The 17,507-nt window shown below is 58.1% G+C and carries 13 protein-coding genes; 11 read left to right on the top strand and 2 right to left on the bottom strand.

Annotated elements, in window-relative coordinates; genetic code table 11:
* From HMPREF1556_RS08815 to HMPREF1556_RS03930, 10 genes are all read left to right on the top strand, one after another.
* Positions 1 to 182: hypothetical protein (locus HMPREF1556_RS08815; protein ID WP_232299036.1), on the top strand; the 182-nt coding region annotated here is incomplete at its 5' end.
* A 146-nt stretch (positions 183 to 328) separates the two neighbouring features.
* Positions 329 to 2,587, top strand: coding sequence for a TonB-dependent receptor domain-containing protein (locus HMPREF1556_RS03970; RefSeq protein ID WP_021666991.1), 2,259 nt, complete (start codon positions 329 to 331; stop codon positions 2,585 to 2,587).
* Between the two features lie 16 nt (positions 2,588 to 2,603).
* Positions 2,604 to 5,960 carry a SusC/RagA family TonB-linked outer membrane protein gene (locus tag HMPREF1556_RS03965; RefSeq protein WP_021666990.1) on the top strand — a complete coding sequence of 1,119 codons (3,357 nt, stop codon included), beginning with the start codon at positions 2,604 to 2,606 and terminating at the stop codon, positions 5,958 to 5,960.
* Between the two features lie 187 nt (positions 5,961 to 6,147).
* The gene (locus HMPREF1556_RS03960; RefSeq protein ID WP_021666989.1) at positions 6,148 to 7,674 is read left to right on the top strand and encodes a RagB/SusD family nutrient uptake outer membrane protein; all 1,527 of its coding nucleotides are present in this window, start codon (positions 6,148 to 6,150) and stop codon (positions 7,672 to 7,674) included.
* 15 nt (positions 7,675 to 7,689) lie between these two features.
* On the top strand, positions 7,690 to 8,682 hold the full coding sequence (locus HMPREF1556_RS03955; protein ID WP_232299035.1) for a putative zinc-binding metallopeptidase: 993 nt from the start codon (positions 7,690 to 7,692) through the stop codon (positions 8,680 to 8,682).
* A complete protein-coding gene (locus HMPREF1556_RS03950) occupies positions 8,666 to 9,715 on the top strand; it encodes a DUF4302 domain-containing protein (protein ID WP_021666987.1) in 1,050 nt (349 codons plus the stop codon). The genes HMPREF1556_RS03955 and HMPREF1556_RS03950 overlap by 17 nt, the downstream gene beginning before the upstream one ends.
* Entirely contained in the window at positions 9,702 to 10,361 is a 660-nt protein-coding gene (locus tag HMPREF1556_RS03945; RefSeq protein ID WP_021666986.1) for a hypothetical protein, read from the top strand. The genes HMPREF1556_RS03950 and HMPREF1556_RS03945 overlap by 14 nt, the downstream gene beginning before the upstream one ends.
* Positions 10,362 to 10,366: 5 nt before the next feature.
* Positions 10,367 to 11,542, top strand: coding sequence for a DUF4856 domain-containing protein (locus HMPREF1556_RS03940; protein ID WP_021666985.1), 1,176 nt, complete (start codon positions 10,367 to 10,369; stop codon positions 11,540 to 11,542).
* Between the two features lie 29 nt (positions 11,543 to 11,571).
* Positions 11,572 to 13,119, top strand: coding sequence for a fibronectin type III domain-containing protein (locus HMPREF1556_RS03935; RefSeq protein WP_021666984.1), 1,548 nt, complete (start codon positions 11,572 to 11,574; stop codon positions 13,117 to 13,119).
* 7 nt (positions 13,120 to 13,126) lie between these two features.
* The gene (locus HMPREF1556_RS03930; RefSeq protein WP_021666983.1) at positions 13,127 to 14,074 is read left to right on the top strand and encodes a hypothetical protein; all 948 of its coding nucleotides are present in this window, start codon (positions 13,127 to 13,129) and stop codon (positions 14,072 to 14,074) included.
* A gap of 487 nt (positions 14,075 to 14,561) precedes the next feature.
* On the opposite strand, the gene HMPREF1556_RS03925 is transcribed toward HMPREF1556_RS03930, so the two are convergent.
* Entirely contained in the window at positions 14,562 to 15,710 is a 1,149-nt protein-coding gene (locus HMPREF1556_RS03925; protein WP_021666981.1) for a hypothetical protein, read from the bottom strand.
* A gap of 20 nt (positions 15,711 to 15,730) precedes the next feature.
* Complete coding sequence (locus HMPREF1556_RS03920) at positions 15,731 to 16,339, bottom strand: aminodeoxychorismate/anthranilate synthase component II (protein WP_021666980.1); 609 nt, start codon at positions 16,337 to 16,339, stop codon at positions 15,731 to 15,733.
* A gap of 460 nt (positions 16,340 to 16,799) precedes the next feature.
* Between HMPREF1556_RS03920 and cmk the strand changes: the two genes are divergently transcribed.
* Positions 16,800 to 17,495 carry a (d)CMP kinase gene (gene cmk / locus HMPREF1556_RS03915; protein WP_021666978.1) on the top strand — a complete coding sequence of 232 codons (696 nt, stop codon included), beginning with the start codon at positions 16,800 to 16,802 and terminating at the stop codon, positions 17,493 to 17,495.
* Positions 17,496 to 17,507 lie beyond the last annotated feature (12 nt).

Raw genomic sequence — 17,507 nt, 5'->3', positions numbered from 1 at the left:
ATGCGGAAATTTATTTGCGTGCGCACAGAAATTTTTCGCCTTGCGGAAAGAACTTTTTTGCCACCCGAAAAACGAGGGCCTTCCTCCCGAAAGAAGAGCCATCGGAACTCCAAAAGAAGGTAGATCGGAGGCGCTTTGGAGAAGAAAAACCCCCATTTCTAGGTATTTCACGAGGGGGCTAGATGCTCTACCTTTGCGCCCGTGATTGCTTAGATTGGTGGGAGGATCCTCTTTCTGCCCCATAGGACACGTAGCCTTTGATCTGCACCAGACAGTCGGGCCCCTGCGTGCGCCTCAAGAACACAAGCGACAATACTTACTGATAGATATGCACCATACAGCTAGACGACTAGCCATCACTCTGTGCCTTGGCTCGGCGAGCCTAGGGGCGAATGCGCGAGTATCCCCGACAGACAGCCTGGGGGAAGTGCGGGACTCTGTCCGACGCCTTGACGAGGTCGTGGTATACGCACGGCAGATGCTCGGGAGCAAGTTCGAAGCCCGCAACCGCACCGGTTCGGCTTACTACCTTTCGCCAAAGGAATTGATCAAGTTCGGCTACACCGACATCAGCCGAATGCTCCGTGCCGTGCCGGGCGTGAACATCTACGAAGAAGACGGCTACGGCCTGCGCCCCAATATCAGCCTTCGAGGGACGAAGGCCGAGCGAAGCGAACGTATCTCCCTGATGGAAGACGGCATCCTCGCTGCCCCCGCCCCTTACGCTGCCCCTGCCGCCTACTACTTCCCCAACGTCGCCCGCATGTACGCCATCGAGGTGCTCAAGGGCAGTAGCCAAGTGCAGTACGGCCCCTTCACCACCGGGGGAGCCGTGAACATGGTATCGACGCCCATCCCCAAGCGCTTCCAGGCAGGACTCCGCACCTCCTACGGGAGCTTCGGCACCTTCAATAGCTACGCCCATCTAGGCAACGACCACAAGCACATTGGCTACCTCGTCGAATACCTTCGCTACCAATCCAAGGGATTCAAGAAGGACGAGCCCAACGAGCGAACGGGCTTCTATCGAAACGACGTCGTAGGGAAGATCCGCCTTCATAGCGACGAAGAGGCAGAGACCCGCCAAGCCCTAGAACTGAAGCTCGGCTTCTCCGACGAAGTCTCCGACGAGAGCTATGTCGGCCTGAGCGAAGGAGACTTCGCCTCCCGCCCCTACTACCGCTACCGAGGCGCCCAGATGGACCAGCTAAGTACCCGCCACGCACAGACGGCGCTCACCCACTTCATCGACTTCTCTAGCCGACTGAAGGTGACGACGAGCGCCTACTACAATTACTTCTGGCGCAACTGGTATAAGCTCAGCGACGTGCACATCGGAGACCAGAAGGGCGAGAAGCGTAGCATCGAAGAGATCCTCGCCGACCCCGAGACCAATGCCCGTTACCTCGACGTCCTCACCGGCGCCACCGACCGCTTAGGCGAAGCGCTTATGCTTCGTGCCAACCAGCGCTCCTACCATTCTCGGGGGATACAGACGAAGGTAGAGTACCGCCTGCCCTTCCTCTCGAGCCACCTCCTTCTTGAGGCCGGCGCCCGCTACCATGCCGACCTAGAAGACCGCTTCCAGCACGACGATAGCTATTCGATCGTGGGTGGGAAGATGAGCCTCTTCCGTGCGGGGCAACCCGGCTCCCAGAGCAACCGCATCACGACAGCCCACGCCTTCGCTTCCTACCTCCTTGGGAAGTGGTCACGGGCTGGCTGGACCATCACAGCTGGCCTTCGACTAGAAGACGTAGAGCTATACAAGCGAGACTATACGACCAAGGATCCAAGACGCACCGGCCACCTACGCATCGAGGGAAGCAACCACGCTACCGCCCTCCTGCCTAGCCTCGGGATCAACTACCGCATCCTTCGTCCCCTCTCGATCTTCGCTGGCATTCATCAGGGCTTCGCTCCCCCGAGCGTCATGACCTACTACAAGCAGAAGCCCGAGAAGAGCATCAACCTTGAGGCGGGGATACGCCTCACGACAGAGGCGCTGAAGGTAGAGGCGATCGGCTACTACAATGATTACTCCAACATGCTCGGCAGTGACCTCGCCGCAGCAGGCGGACAGGGGACGCTCGACCAATTCACCGTCGGAGCAGCACGTGTACAGGGCTTTGAGTTCTTAGCCTCTTGGCAACCCTTGCCCAAGAGCTGGGAAGTACGCCTCCCCCTGCAAGTCAGCTATACCTTGACCGATACCGAGATGAAGAACGAGTTCTACTCCTCCGCTTGGGGCGAAGTCTTCGCTGGGGACGAACTACCCTACATCTTCCGACACGCCGCTAATGCCCAGCTCGGGCTAGAGTACAAGTGGCTCGAGGCGAACCTCAGCGTCCGCTACAATTCAGACATGCGCACCGCCCCCGGGCAGGGGCGTATCGCCAAGGCTCACCTTATCCCTAGCCATACGATCATAGACGCATCGCTCAAGGCTCGCCTCAACCGCCACCTCACCCTTACCCTCAACGCTGTAAACCTAGCGAACAAGGTATACCTCGTCTCCCGCCACCCTTCAGGCCTCCGGCCCGGTCACCCCTTCGGCATCTATGGCGGAGTACGTATCAACCTCTAACGCCTCTTAGCAAGACATGAAGCAATCATTTAGACATATCATACACCTCTGCCTCCTGCTCCTCCTTGCCCTTCCCCTCGAAGCGATTGCACAGCAAGGCGGGCAGATCACGGGGATTGTGCGCAGTAGCCGTGGCGAAGCTGTGATCGGCGCCAGCGTACGACTTCTGGGGACAGCGCAGGGTACGCTCACGGATAGCCTAGGGCGGTTCACCATCACCGCCCGCATAGGAGATACGCTACTACTCACCAGCGTGGGGATGCAAGCCAAGAAAGTGAAGATCCAGAGCGCACGGCTCACCATCACCCTTGAGGAAGACAACAAGCTCATAGAGGACGTCGTGGTGACGGGCTATCAGAAGATCCGCAATCGAGTCTATACCGGCGCGGCCTCATCGGTGAAGATGCGAGACATCCACCTCGAGGGGACACAGGACATCTCTCGTATGCTCGAGGGGCGTGTACCAGGCCTGTCGATCCAGAGCATTTCTGGTACCTTCGGCGCTGCACCCCGTATCAATATCCGAGGGGGAGCATCCATACTAGGTAATGTACAGCCCCTGTGGGTAATCGATGGGGCTGTCTACGAGGACCTCGTTCGCCTTAGCCTCGATCAGCTTGCGTCGGGAGACGCAGCGACGCTGATCAGTTCCGCCGTCTCCGGCCTCAACGCCTCCGATATACAAGACATACAGGTACTGAAGGATGCTTCCGCCACCTCTATATATGGAGCACGAGCCCTCAACGGGGTGATCGTCGTGACGACTAAGTCTGGACGTAGGGATACGCCACTGAGGGTAAGCTACTCCACGGAGAACTCTATGCGCCTAAGACCTAGCTATAGCCAGTACGACCTATTGAACTCGCAGGAGACGATGGGGATCTACGAGGAAATGAGACAGAAGGGCTACTTCAGCCTCGCCAGCTCCCTCTATGGTCGTCGTGGTGGGGTATACCATCTACTTAATAAGGCGCTCTCGGAGTACAACCCTGAGACGGGTACTTATCAGCTGAAGAACACACCCGAGGCACGTAGAGCCTTCTTAGAGGAGCATGAGCGAGCTAATACCGATTGGTTCCGGGAGCTCTTCCGCCTGACACCTACGACGAGTCACACCGTGAGCTTCAGTGCTGGTGGGCGTAGCAGTGCCACCTATGCTTCACTAGGCTTCTTCTATGACGGAGGCTGGACAGTAGCAGATCGGGTACAGCGTATCACCGCCAACCTCAAGAATACCTTCTACCTCGGGGATCGCCTACAGGTCACACTCTCTGCTCAGGGGAACGTCCGCTCACAGAATGCGCCTGGCACCCTACCCCAGCGCAAGAATACTACGCTAGGGATCTTCGAGAGAGACTTCGATATCAACCCCTTTAGCTATGCGCTGGGGACGAGCCGTACACTCCTGCCCTCCGAGCGGTACCGCAATAACTGGGCCCCTTTCAACATCCATCAGGAATACCGCTCCAATCACATGGACATCGGGGTGCTCGACTTCAAGGCTCAAGCTGAAGCCAGCTACAAGGTATCCCCGCATCTTGAAGCCCGTGCCCTCGTCTCCACCCGACAGGCTTATACCTCTATGACCCACGAGATCTCAGAGCAGTCCAACCAGGTCCTAGCCTACAGAGCCATGGAGACACCCGAGGTCGCCTCGGCCAACATCTACCTGCTACGTGACCCCGAGCACCCCGAGCGACTCCCTCAGGTTGCCCTGCCTCATGGGGGGATACTTAAAAAGGATGAGACGAGCCTGAAGAGCTATCTAATGCGTCTGGCTCTAGACTATGACCGCCGTATAGGCGCACATGATATCAAGGCCTTTGGCTTCACTGAGATCCGCTATGCAGATCGCTCGCATACACCCTTCACGGGCTACGGCTTGCAGTACGATCGTGGCGGGCAGATCAATACCGACCCTCGCATATTCAGTAAGCTCCTTCGTGAGGGGGAGGATTACTTCGCTTACTCTAGGCGCTACGACCGAGGAGTGACGTTCTCTGCGAGCTCGACCTACGGCTACGACGGGCGCTATATCCTCAATGCCTTGATCAACGTAGAAGGCTCAAATGCCTCGGGGCGCAACGCTCGTACCCAATGGCTCCCCACGTGGAATGTCGGGGGGAAGTGGAACATCGACCGAGAAGCCTTCTTCCATCCCTCCACCCTACTCTCCCGCCTAGCTCTACGCATGAGCTACGGGCTTACCGCCAAAATGAACGAGGAAGCCGTCAATGCTAACTCGGTCTATCAGGGCGGTACCACTACGCCTCGTCGCTATCAGGACCGAGAGAATGCCCTGCGCATTCGCCACCTAGAGAACCGTGACCTTACCTGGGAGAAGATGTACGAGCTCAACCTGGGCATCGAGACCGCCTGGGCTAGTGACCGCGTGCGGGCTACAGTAGATCTCTACCAGCGCAATGCCTTTGACCTCATCGACCTGGTCCGTACATCCGGCATCGGGGGGCAGTACTACAAGTATGCCAACTTCGGGGATATGCGCACCCAAGGGATCGAGCTCTCCCTTAGCACGACGAACATAGAGACAAAGGAGCTCTCGTGGAGCAGTAGCCTTACCCTGAGCCTCATGAACCAGAAGATCACGAGACTACGCAATACCCCCAATGCCCTAGACATGGTCGCTGGACGGGGGCGGGGTAACCTCGTGGGCTACCCTAAGGGTTCGCTCTTCTCCTACAACTTCCAAGGGCTGAATCGCCACGGGCTCCCCACCTTTGACTTCGGACTCTACCCCACCAATCAGACTGAGGATGCCAACGTCTACAGTGCAGACTTCAGTGACACGCAGTACACTAAGAGCTACCTCACCTACCACGGGCCTATCGAACCTCAGGTGATCGGTGGGCTATCGAACACCCTGCGCTACGGCCTGTGGGATCTCTCCCTTTTCATCACGGCACAGGCGGGCAATAAGATCCGACTCAACCCCACCTTTGACCCCACCTTCGCTGACCTCAATGTCTTCTCAGGAGAATACCGCAATCGTTGGATGAATCCTGGGGACGAACAGCATACCGACGTCCCTACTATCCCTTCGCAGGATCTAATAAATGCAGTGGGGAGGGAGAATATTGAGCGTGCCTACAGCACCTACAACTACTCCCAGCTACGAGTAGCCGATGGGAGCTTCGTGCGACTGAAGCATGTCTCGTTGGGCTATCGGGTCTCCGAGGCTTTTGCCAAGAAGCTTCGTCTGCAGTCAGCTAAACTACAGCTTAGCCTGACGAACCCCTTCCTCATCTACTCCGACAAGCGTCTTCGTGGGCAGGACCCCGAATATTATCGTGCCGGCGGGGTATCTCTACCTACTCCTAGACAGTACACGCTCTCGCTACAGATAGGATTCTAAGACCGAGGCATCGACCCAGCGGTAGCTCCCCCCTAGGACTTCTAATAGCAACACCTCAGAGGCACCAATAGAAATACCTCAGAGGTAGCAGTAGAAACTCCTGAGAGGTAGTACTAGCGCCTCTCAAGTGGCGACAAGCTCACCTGCAGAAGGGTCAGCCTTCTACTCCAAAGTACGTAAGACAACGATGATAAAGCGATCACTACTACTCGTTTCCTTCGCTATCCTGCTCGGTAGCTGTCAGGGATACCTTGATAAGAACCCCGATGCAGCCCTAGACATCAGCATAGACACCGAGGATAAGCTACAGGAGCTACTCACGGGAGCCTATCCTACGGCCAGCTACATCCCCTTCCTCGAACCCCGTACCGACAACGTCGAGGAGCGAGTCAATGGGATTCAGTCCCGCCTAGGGGAATCCATGTACCTCTGGGAGGATTACGACCAAGAGGATCTAGACACACCGCTGAACTATTGGCGGGAGTGCTACCGAGGGATTGCCCAGGCGAATAAGGTACTGGAGCTCCTCTCGACCTTCCCCAAGAACGAGCGTACACGGGCGCTCTATGGCGAAGCCTTCCTCCTGAGAGCTTACCTGCACTTCATGCTCGTGAATATATGGGCAGAGCCCTACGGACGCTCTGCTTCTAGCCCGGGCATACCCTATCTAACTAGGCCCGAGAAGCACGCCTTCGTCGACTACAAGAGAGGGACCGTCGAGGAGGTATATGCCCAGATCGAGCAAGACCTCAAGCGGGGGATCACCCTCGTCTCTGACCGCTACTATCAGCAGCCGAAGTATCACTTCTCCAAGCAGGCTGCCTATGCCTTCGCCTCTCGCTTCTACCTGATGAAGGGGGACTGGAAGCAGTGTATCGACTACGCCGACTATGTGCTCGGCCATGCCCCAGGAGTGACCCTTCGTCCGTGGATCAGCTACCAGAGCCAGCTGGAGGGACGCAGGGAGCGTCTCTACGAGCTCTACTGCTCGCCCCAGACAGAAGCTAACCTAATGCTGGCCTCGACAGAGTCCCGCCTCTCTCGCTCCATCTCCACCGATCGCTATGGAGCGACCGTAGCTACCGTAGACAAGATCTTCAAGCGAAAGACCATCAAGGACGATGACCAATCGGGGGATGCGACACTGATCTACCCCTTCGTTTACGCTCCTGAGCCCTACCGAACGACACGCTATCTGGCGAAGTTCGACGAGCGTGCTACCCAGCAGGAGACCTCAGAGACACACCCCCGTGGGCTAGCGGTGACCAATGTCCTCTTCACCACAGACGAGGTCCTACTCAACCGCATGGAAGCCTACACGATGCTTGGGCAGTATGATCGTGCTATCCTTGACCTCAAGGCCTACACGCTGAGCAAGCTGGGCTACGAGCCTGCTGTCCCCAATGACAGCTACACGCAGGGCTCTACCTCCGACTATGCACTCTATGCACCCTTCTACGGGCTCACTGTCCGTCAGCTACCTATGATACGTACGATCCTGCACCTGCGTCAGATGGAGTTCTTCGAAGAAGGTCTACGTTGGTTCGACCTGCGTCGCTTCAACATCGAGGTCACACGTAGCTCCAAGAGTAGCTTCTACCGCCCCCTCAAGAAGGACGACCCTCGTCAGTGCCTTCAGCTCCCCACCGAAGCGATCACCGCTGGACTAGAGCCCAATCCTAGGGAGGGCAACAACCATCGTATACGTCACTAACTATCCCCCACGATGATGAAACAATCCATATACCTCACCCTCTCTCTTGCGCTCGGCCTGACTCTAGCCTCTTGCTCCAGAGATCAGCTCAGTGAGCGGAGCGTCTTGCCCCCCGTGAGCAAGCAGCAGAGTGAGCTAGACCTCTGGTGTCAGGAGCATATCACTCGCCCCTATCAGGCCGAGGTGATCTATCGATGGGATCGCAACCACGCCGAGCGATCTACGCATACCTATCCCCCACGTCTGGAGCAGGTACGCCCCGTACTCGAGGCGCTAGAGGCGACGGTACTCAGCCTCTACCAAGACAAGCAGGTCTTCACTAGTCACGACTTCATCCCTGCCCACCCGCTACTGCGTATCTACCTCTATGGAGGGCCCAACAGAGACGGGCAAGGTGTAGATCTGCTCTTCAACCGCAAGGCTCCCTCCGTCGAGCTCTATATATACAATGTAGACAGCTTCTCCCCCGCTAGCCGGGATCAGGTGTACCGCCTCGTCCGCAGTGCTCAGCACCAGATCGGGCGACACCTGATGACGATACACCCCTACGACCATGATCGCTTCCTGGCATTAGGGGCAGACCGCTACAGTGCGACTACCGAACCCTTTGCCGATGCCTATCGTAGCTATGAGAAGGCAGGCAGGCTTAGAGAAGGGCTTGGCCTGAATAGGTACGCCTACAGCAGAGGTTTCTACTCGATCCTCGGGATGCTGGGCGCACGCGAAGACCTCGCAGAGATGTACAGCGTCACGCTCACAGAGACTCCAGCCTCGATCACTCGGGCAGAGCAGGATGCTGCTATCCCTGACGACGCCGACGGAGACGAGGTGGCTAAGCGTCGCTACGCTGAGGAAGCCAAGGTAGCTCACGAGTCCTTCGTCCAGAAGCGAGCCTTCCTCTCCAAGTATATCGAAGAGGCTTGGCGTATACCTCTCCAACGCCTCCAGCTACAGAGCCTCCAGCTCATGAACCAGTATCTCGACAAGCATCATGCGACACAGCCTTAGTCTCTCCCTTGCCCTAGTGGCAAGCTTCCTCCTAGGGTCATGCTCTAGGGATGATCAGGCCTTCCCCAAGACGCCTACCGAGCGAATCCTTGCACGCCAAGACTCCCTCAGAGAGGTATTAGTCTCCGCTCCCCAAGGGTGGGAAGTCCTGTATTTCCCTAAGACAGACTCCCTGCTCTTCACGAATCCTAAAGAGGAGATCAACCAGCATAAGTTCCCGAACCAACTTGGCTACGGAGGCTTCTACTATCAGATGACCTTCCACCGAGACGGGGTACTTGACCTGCAGGGCGACTATACCGATGGATCAGCAAAGTCTCTCCAGCGCTCTACCTATGAGCTGGGGCAAGCGGGCTACACTCGCCTAAGCTTTACGACTGGTAGTTACCTCACCCAGCTGATCGGGGAGCGCTATGAGGGGGAGCTCGACTTCCTCTTCCGAGGGACAGACGCTGATGGCCAGCTCATCTTCGAGAGCCCTCGTACGACGAAGCCAGCCTCCTCCTACTTCATCCTTCGCAGGATCGCTAAGGGAGAAGATCGCTCAGCACGCCTGGGTAGAGCCGAGGCTCACCGCATCGCCTTCGAACGTATGCGCAATCCTCAGATACGTATCCATCAGGGAGGACGAACACTCTTCCGTAGCGACTACATCATGAAGTACAGCACGAGGGATGAACTGACCTCCTACGGACGCAACCTTGTCGCTCAGCGGTACGCACTCTTTACAGCCGTTAGCCGTAAGGCCTTGATCCCCGATGGTCCCCCACAGGCGATCGTAGGGCTAGGATCAGGCTATGTGGGTACCCCTGAGGGACTCACCTTCCTGACCGGTATCCGTTATAGCACGAAGTACATCTTCTCGGACTTTGAGCGCCGAGGAGACCGCTTCGTCGCCGAACTCGTCGAGGTGTACGATGCTCCCTACCGCACGAGACGTCTAGTGAGTCGTCACCTGCACCCCGAGGGAGTAGAGACGGGCATCATCGCCGAGCTCTACGATGACCCCAATGCCACTCATGACTACTACTAATGCTCTCACCACGATGAATAGACTTCTGAAGAGCCTCGTAGGGCTCACAGCACTTACCCTCGTAGGGTGCAAACACGCTCCCGTGGACTATCCTACGGAGGACTATGAGAAGCTCTTCCCATTCCGTGGGGTAGAGCGTCCAGACGGTCGCTATGAAGATATGACGATCCTCTCGGGCAACCCCGAGACGACGCCCAGTACCTTCGTCTATCCAGGGGTGACGCTTCCAGGCTCGCCCCGCACCTACCGAGTCACCCTGACCTACAGCTTCAGCGAACCAGCGGATCTACATCAGGGAGGCCTACGTAAGCAGAGCGAAGTGCGCTCACGCTGCGTCGTACGCTATGTCGGGGGAGACAAGCTCCTACATGAGCTGGGGACGGAGAAGACCCTTCAGGGTGCCAACTTGATCCCCAATGACGGGAGTCAGCATACCCAGACGCTGACGCTTAGCTCCGGTCAGCCCCTTTTCCTCCTGGTCAATGGCTCTGCGGCCCGTGGCTCCACGATCCACGTCTCCCTACAGGCTGTCTCGACGGATGGTATCTTCGCCACGCCGGTACTAGAGACACGCCAGACACAGAACTACGATGAGGGTGAGGCACGCCTGCCTGCTCCCTTCTGCAAGTACATTATACTTCCTTAGTGCAAATGAAGCCTTATACCTCAAGCTGCTCTTGGGCACTCCTCTTGGCACTCACCACCATTACCCCTGCCTGCTCACGCTGGGAGGGGGAGGTGGTCGAGAGCCAATACCAGGCTCCACTCGTGCCTGATCCCACCTACACGTTTCAGCGTCAGGGTACGAGCAGTGTAGACCTACTCCTCCCTCAGCAAGCCGCCTCTGCCAGTGAGACGCTTTACTCACGATTCCTTCGCACGGCCTATATCCTCAATGGTGGTCGTTGGCAGGAGCTCAAGCAGCTCTTTGCCCTAGGGGGCAACAATGAGATCGCCTTAGAGCCCCTCATCGCTTCCTCCACTCGGCAGAGTAAGTATCGCTCGGCGATACGCTCCGACTTCGCCCAGATCCTAGACGATGTACGCAGGGCTGCGGGCTACGACGGAGACACGTATGCTACCGAGCGATACAACCGCAAAGCTAGCGCCGGACAAACGGGATTCATCGGCTACAACCAAGGGGACAACGATCGCTTCTTCGTCACGGCCGATGGCTTTGCGCCCTCGGAGCTTTACCGAGGGATGACCTTGGGCGCCGTGTATCTAGACAAGGCACTTGGGGAATATCTGGACGAGGCATTCCTCACCGACAAGAAGCTTATCCAGGCGCACGAAGCCCCAGAGCTTGTCCCGGGGCACAGCTATACGGCGCTGGAGCATACGTGGGATCTAGCCTATGGCTACTACCTACAAGCCCAGAAGCTCCTCCAGTCCAACAGCCTCACGGGACTACGGGGATCGGAGACGAAGCTCTTCAATGCCTTTGCCCTAGGGCGCCTCGCTATCACCGAGTACCGCTACGAGGAGGCCCTCTCGCACCTGCGTAGCATCCGTGCCCTGCTGGCACAGGCTGTCGCCGCTCGAGCCCTAGAGGAGCTTGTAGGGCGGAATACCTTGGCCAACCTCAACGAGCGCCCCGAGGATGCCTTCCGCTTCATCTCACGTGGCCTCGGCTACCTCTACGCTCTACAGTTCACACGCCGCCCTAGCGGAGAGCCCTACCTTTCGCACGAAGAGGTCAAGGGACTCATCACTTCCCTCCGATCAGGCGCAGGGCTGTGGGATGGCTCGCTCAGGGAGCGCCTCGATAAGGTCGCCCAAAGTATCGCTTCGACCTTCGCCCTCAGCCTTCCCGCAAGGCGCTAAACTCTCCTTCCCCCTAGATATACGAGACAATGAAACAGAATAGACTCAGACACGCTACCCTAGCTCTGGTGCTCCTCCTAGGATCCACCCAGCTCTGGGGGCAAGTAAATCGCAATAGACCTGCGACTCGACCCGAGACGGTAGGGGCAAGCATCCTGCCTAATGGAGGCCTCGAGGATCCTGCTGCTACTGCCCTTCCTCCCAAACCCGATCGCCCAAGTGATTACCCCGAGGAATGTATCCCGAGGACACCGGACGATGTCTTCTATGAGGACGAGGAAGAGAAGGAGGGCGGTATCTACGAGAAGATCATAGAGTACGGAGACGAGCATGGTATCACCTACACGGAAGAGCAGATCGCCCGCTTCAAAGCCTACGTCGATGCCTATGTCGCCTACCTCAAGGCCCTACAGTCCTTTGAGAAGGCTCGCCCCACAGGCTGGTGGCTCTATCCGTCGCACAGCACGACGTCGAGCAACCAGTTTGCCCGCACCTTCAGCGAAGCGCATGGCGGGCAGGCGGCGATGAGGATCTCGGGCTACTTCAGCGTCGACCACCAGATATACACCTACCCTGATCCCCTGCCCGTACGACAGAAGGCCAAGTACCTCGTCTCCTACTGGTACCGGGGCAACCTCCCCAAGTCCGACGGAGGAGCCAACCGCCTAGCAGCCAAGCTAGCTGTCGTAAGGATCACCTGGATCCCCAAGGCGGGCAAGGCACTCATGCTAGGGGGGAAGGAACTTGCTCCCGCTGGGAAGTCCTGGGTAGATACCCGTGAAGCTGGGAAGGAGCACGCTCAGGACGGCTTCTTCAATCAGCTCATCGGCATGGACCTGAAAGGAAGTGAGATGAAGACCTGGAGGGAGAAGTACATGGTCGTCGAAGCGCCCGAAAACGCCGAGAAGATGACCTTCGAACTGGTCTTCCCACGCAACGAGAGCGACATCGCCAATTACCTGCTGGAGTTCGACGACCTATCCATGACCGTGATCAAGGGTGCCGAAGGGGAAGACGAGCCTCAGAAGCCTAAGCCCAACGTCCTCGCTCCTCCGACACGCCTTCCCCAGCCCTACCTCCAGCGCGAGTGCAACCTCACCTGGACCTCTAGCGAACTGCAGGGCGCTACCTACGAGCTCGAGCTCGTGCAGAAGCGGGGGAAGAGCATCCTTAGCACGAAGACGCTCTCCACGGAGAAGACCTCCTTCTTCCTCGAGGGGCTTGAGCCCGGCTACACTTACACGGTGCGCCTCAGAGCCCTTGCCGATGGCGTGTACTCCGAGTACTCGCTCCCGCTCACCCTCGAGACGCAAGGGCTGGGGGAATTCCCAGGCGGGCAGATCCCCTTCCTCTACTGGATCGCTGAAGACGGCTCCTGTCCCCAGCGTCTGCCCCTGCACTACATGGAGCTCCAGAATCCCCAGGCCAAGTGCCTCTATTATATCGACGACGTCCTCACCGAACCCGAGGGGCGTATCCTCGTCTTCCCCTCCACGGGAGAGCACAGCCTCCGTGTCCAGATCGTAGAGGCTCCCGAGCGAACTTGGGAGCTGGAGTACCTCGTCACAGTCAAGTAAAGCCCCGATGAAAAAGATACTATTCCTCCTCAGCCTCGTCCTCGTCGTCGCCTCTTGTCGCAAGGAGAGCGACCGCCCCATCCTCCCGATCCGTCTCGGTGAAGAGGATGCCAAGGAGCTTCAGCTCACCCAGTCCGAGACACGCATGATCCTACTGAAGGGGGGCGACGGCAAGTACGCCGCCACCATCGAAGACGCCCGCATCGCTTCCTCGAGCATCAGCCGAGATACGCTCCGTGTCTCGGGGCTTCTCTACGGCGAGACCTCCCTGACGCTCCGCTCGCACGACGAAGTTCGTCGAGTGCGGGTGAAGGTCGTCCCCCCGCCCTTCGCTTCGAATGAAGACGTCGTGACGCTCCGCCCCGGCGACGACGTGCAGACGCTCAGCCTCTCGGGCGGAGGAGCACGGGCGAGCCTCAAGGTCGAAGACCCCGAGCAGGCCGCCGACATCGTCTGGCAAGCCGAGACGGGTCTGGTCAAGATCAAGGCCAAGTACGAAGGAGACATCAAGCTGATCGCCACGAGCGAGGACCGCAAGACGACGAAGGAGATCCTCGTCAAGGTCCGCTGTAGCGGGACGGCCGACCGCTTCGGCGTCTACATGACCAATTCCCGCCAACTGAGCCAACTCTTCCCCTGCCGAGCGATGGTTCGCCTCAAGGGGCAATATGTTCGCTTCAGCGAGAGCGCCATCCCCGTCCTGCGCACGAAGAAGGGTCTGACACCCGAGGCGCAGGTCAACCGTGTGCTCACTCTCACCCCCGAGATCGCCACACCGGTAGTCGGCGAAGCCCGCAAGGTCCAGATCCAGTGGCTCGACGCCAGCATCTTCTACAAGGAGCATCCCCTCAAGCGTGAGGGCGAATACACCGTCTACGTCGAGGAAGTCCGAGATCGCCAAGTCGTACTCCGAGGTCGGGGCTTCAAGATCGTCGCTCCTTACCGCAAGGACTAGCCCCTTCGCCTCCAGCCTCACCGCTGGATATTTCCCCACAAACAAGCCCCTCGCCTAGCGCAGCTGTAGCTAGGCGAGGGGCTTTTCGTTTCTGTCCGCCTCAGCTCGAAGGGGAAGCTCCTTCCGCTCAAACATATTTTTCCTTCCGCAAGAAAAGGAATCGCACTTCGGAAGGCGGAAAATTTTCCAGCGCTGGAAAATCTTTCTTCCTGGGTAGGAAAGTTCCTTTCCCTTCGAAGGAAAAAAGAGCGCCCTTCGGAAGGAAAAAACGCTTCCTTCCGAAGGGCAAAAAATTTCCGTGCGCACGCAGAAAAATTTCTATGCGCACAAAAATAAATTTTCGTGCGCACGAAAATATTTTTTCTTCCGCAAGGAAATTTTTTTTCTTGCGGAAGAAAATTTATTTCCTTGCGGAAGGAAATTTCACGCCTTCCGCAAGGAAACTTAAAAGACTAGGAAAGAGGGAATTAGAAAGTGGGCAAGAAAGCTACCTTACACCCGCCTGTTTGTAGCTCGGCGCAAGGGTGGAAGTCAGGCGTAGAAGCAGGTCAAAAAATACCATCTTCGACTGCACATTCTGCGCCAAATGACGGCGAGCTTCGTCCAACTCGGCTTCCACCTGGCGGACGTTCTGACCCGTAATGCACGAGCGAAGGTAGCGGGCGATCCCCTCTTCGCGCGTCGTCAGGTAATTGATCTCAGGGAGCTCAAGGTTGAAGAGGTAAAACTCCCGGAACATCCGCCCCAGGTACTCCAGGATGCTCGACTGCTCCTCCTTGGTCAGCCGTGAGAGGTCTTCTGCCAGAGCCTTCATCTCCAGAGGCTGAGCGTTGACCGTGGCACGGAGCACCCGCTGGAGGAAGACAAATTCCTCGCCGAGCTCGGCTGCCTTGCCTTGGTAGAGGTCGAGCGCCCGCCGATAGTTGCCCTCGGAGAGGTGGGCGGCGTAGAGGGCGTCGGCCTCGGCGTAGTCAGTGGGCTCAGAGCGAAGAGCCGCTTCGATCTCCCCCTCGGGAAGGCGAGTGAGGCGAAGCGTCTGCATGCGACTGCGCAGGGTCGAGAGCACGCCTTGCTCCTCATCGGTGACCATGAGGATGACGGTGTGTTCGGGAGGCTCCTCGACGAGCTTGAGGAGCTTATTGCCCAGCACCTCCTGCATGCGCTCGGGGAGCCAGACGAAGAGGATGCGGTAGCCTCGACCCGAGCGGTGGAAGGCCATCTTCTGCTGAAGGGGCTCGCCTTCTCGGGCGAAGATCGAAGCCTTCTTCCCGTCACCCCCGACGAGCGAGAGCCATTCGTCGTAGCGGGCGTAGGGCCCGAACTGGAGGAAGCGTCGCCAGTCCTCGAGATGGTCTTCGCAGAGGTTCTTGCCCGAAGCGTTGACGATCGGGAAGAGGAACGAGAGGTCGGGGTCGCCCACTTCGTCGAAGCGCCGACACGAAGGGCAATGCCCGCAGGCATCGTCTTCGCCCCGCTCTTGGCAGTTGAGGTAGCGGGCGTAAGCATAGGCTAGGCCCAGCGCCCCTTCGCCGTCCCTGCCGACGAATAGCTGGGCATGCGGCACTTGCCCCGCCCGTGCCGAGCGGATGAGCTGCGCCTTGATCTTCTCTTGGCCAATGAGGTCTCTGAAATACATAGTGCTGTGGGATGAAAAGCTTAGGGATGAAGGCTACGCCGACGGACTGCCTCGAGGAAGCCCTCAAGGTAGCGCTCTCCGCCGAAGGTGATCATGCTCTCGGGGTGGAACTGCACCGACCAGATGGGCCTGGTGCGATGGTGAAGCGACATGATCACTTCCGCCTCCCCAGAGTCCCGGCTCCAGCCCGTCACGATGAGGCTCTCAGGCAGGGAGGCAGGCTTCACCGCCCAGCTGTGGTAGCGCCCGATGGTACTCCCCTCGGGGATCGTGCCCACCACTTCGTCCTCGGGGTCGATCCCGACGAAGCGTGAGGCGTGCCCGTGAAGGGGGCGGGGAAGCTGAACAAGTTCGCCGCCGAAGAACTCCGCCAGCGCTTGGTGTCCAAGGCAGATGCCCAGGACAGGCAAGGCGTGCTCTACGGCGTAGCGGATCGCTTCCCTTGTGCGGGGATATTCGGCTGGGATGCCCGGCCCGGGTGAGAGGATGAGTCCGTCGTAGCGAGGGAGCGCTTCCACACGCAGCTCCTCTTCGGCGACCACCTCGAAGGTCAGCTGAGGCAGTCGGCGAAGGATCTCGACGACATTGTAGACGAAGGAGTCTCTATGATCTACGACTAGGATATGCACGGCGGACAAGGATTAGAGCGGAGCAAATATAGCTATTCAGCGGGGAAAAAGCTCAAGCCAAGGGCAAGGCGTCACGCCCCTTCCCCTACCCCGCTTTCTCCGCCCGCCCCAAGAGGCAAAAAGAAACCTACGGTAGGTCGCCGAAAAAACCTACTGTGGGTCGCCTCACCGACCTACCGTAGGTCGCTTCGACGACCCACAGTAGGTTTCTTTTTCGCCCTTCCCAAGGCCTTCCCCGAAGCCCGCCCTTTCTACGAGTACGTCCCGCCCTTCTGTCCCCACAGATATGACTATCTTTGTCCTCGCTCCACGGTGATGATTCCCCGCCCAAAGGCAGAGGAAAACCTTAGCTTAGGACTCCTTGTTGGGATATACAGTGGGAGAAAGCCTCCCCCAAGAAGCATCCGCTCCTCATCACCCTCCCTCACGCTCCAAAGTATATAAACGGATACTAGCCTCCATGACCAAGAAGATCATCGTAGCCATCGACGGCTACAGCTCCTGTGGCAAGAGCTCCATGGCCCGTGCCCTAGCCAAAGAGATCGACTATATCTACATCGACACCGGTGCGATGTACCGCGGTGTCACCCTCTTCGCCCTGCGTAAGGGCTTCATCCAAGACGGGAAGATCCAGGAAGATAAGCTACGTGAAGCCCTCAGCGAAGTATCGCTGAGCTTCCATAAGGCGCACGAACATGCTACGCCCGAGCTCTACCTCAATGGTGAGAACGTCGAGCAGGCGATCCGCACGATGGAAGTCGCCGGGAGTGTCAGCCCGATCGCAGCGCTTGGCTTCGTGCGTGAGTTCCTCACCCGCCAGCAGCAAGCCTTCGGCGAAGGTGGTGGCGTCGTCATGGATGGCCGAGATATAGGCACGGCGGTCTTCCCGCAGGCCGAGCTCAAGATCTTCGTCACCGCTGACCCCAAGATCCGTGCGGAGCGTCGCCTAGCAGAGCTACGTAGCAAGGGCGATGAGACTAGTTCGCTCGAGGACGTCCTTGAGAACCTCAGCCAGCGTGACTACATCGACACGCACCGAGAGGTTGCCCCGCTAAGACAAGCTGAGGATGCCATCGTCTTGGACAATTCGCACCTGACGATCGCCGAGCAAGATGCGCTCCTTCGCTCCTACTTCGAGCGAGCTACCCAGGATTAGCTCCCCGTATTC

This window comes from Porphyromonas sp. oral taxon 278 str. W7784, assembly GCF_000467855.2.
Taxonomy (GTDB): domain Bacteria; phylum Bacteroidota; class Bacteroidia; order Bacteroidales; family Porphyromonadaceae; genus Porphyromonas.
This window is presented reverse-complemented; position numbering and strand designations above follow the sequence as displayed.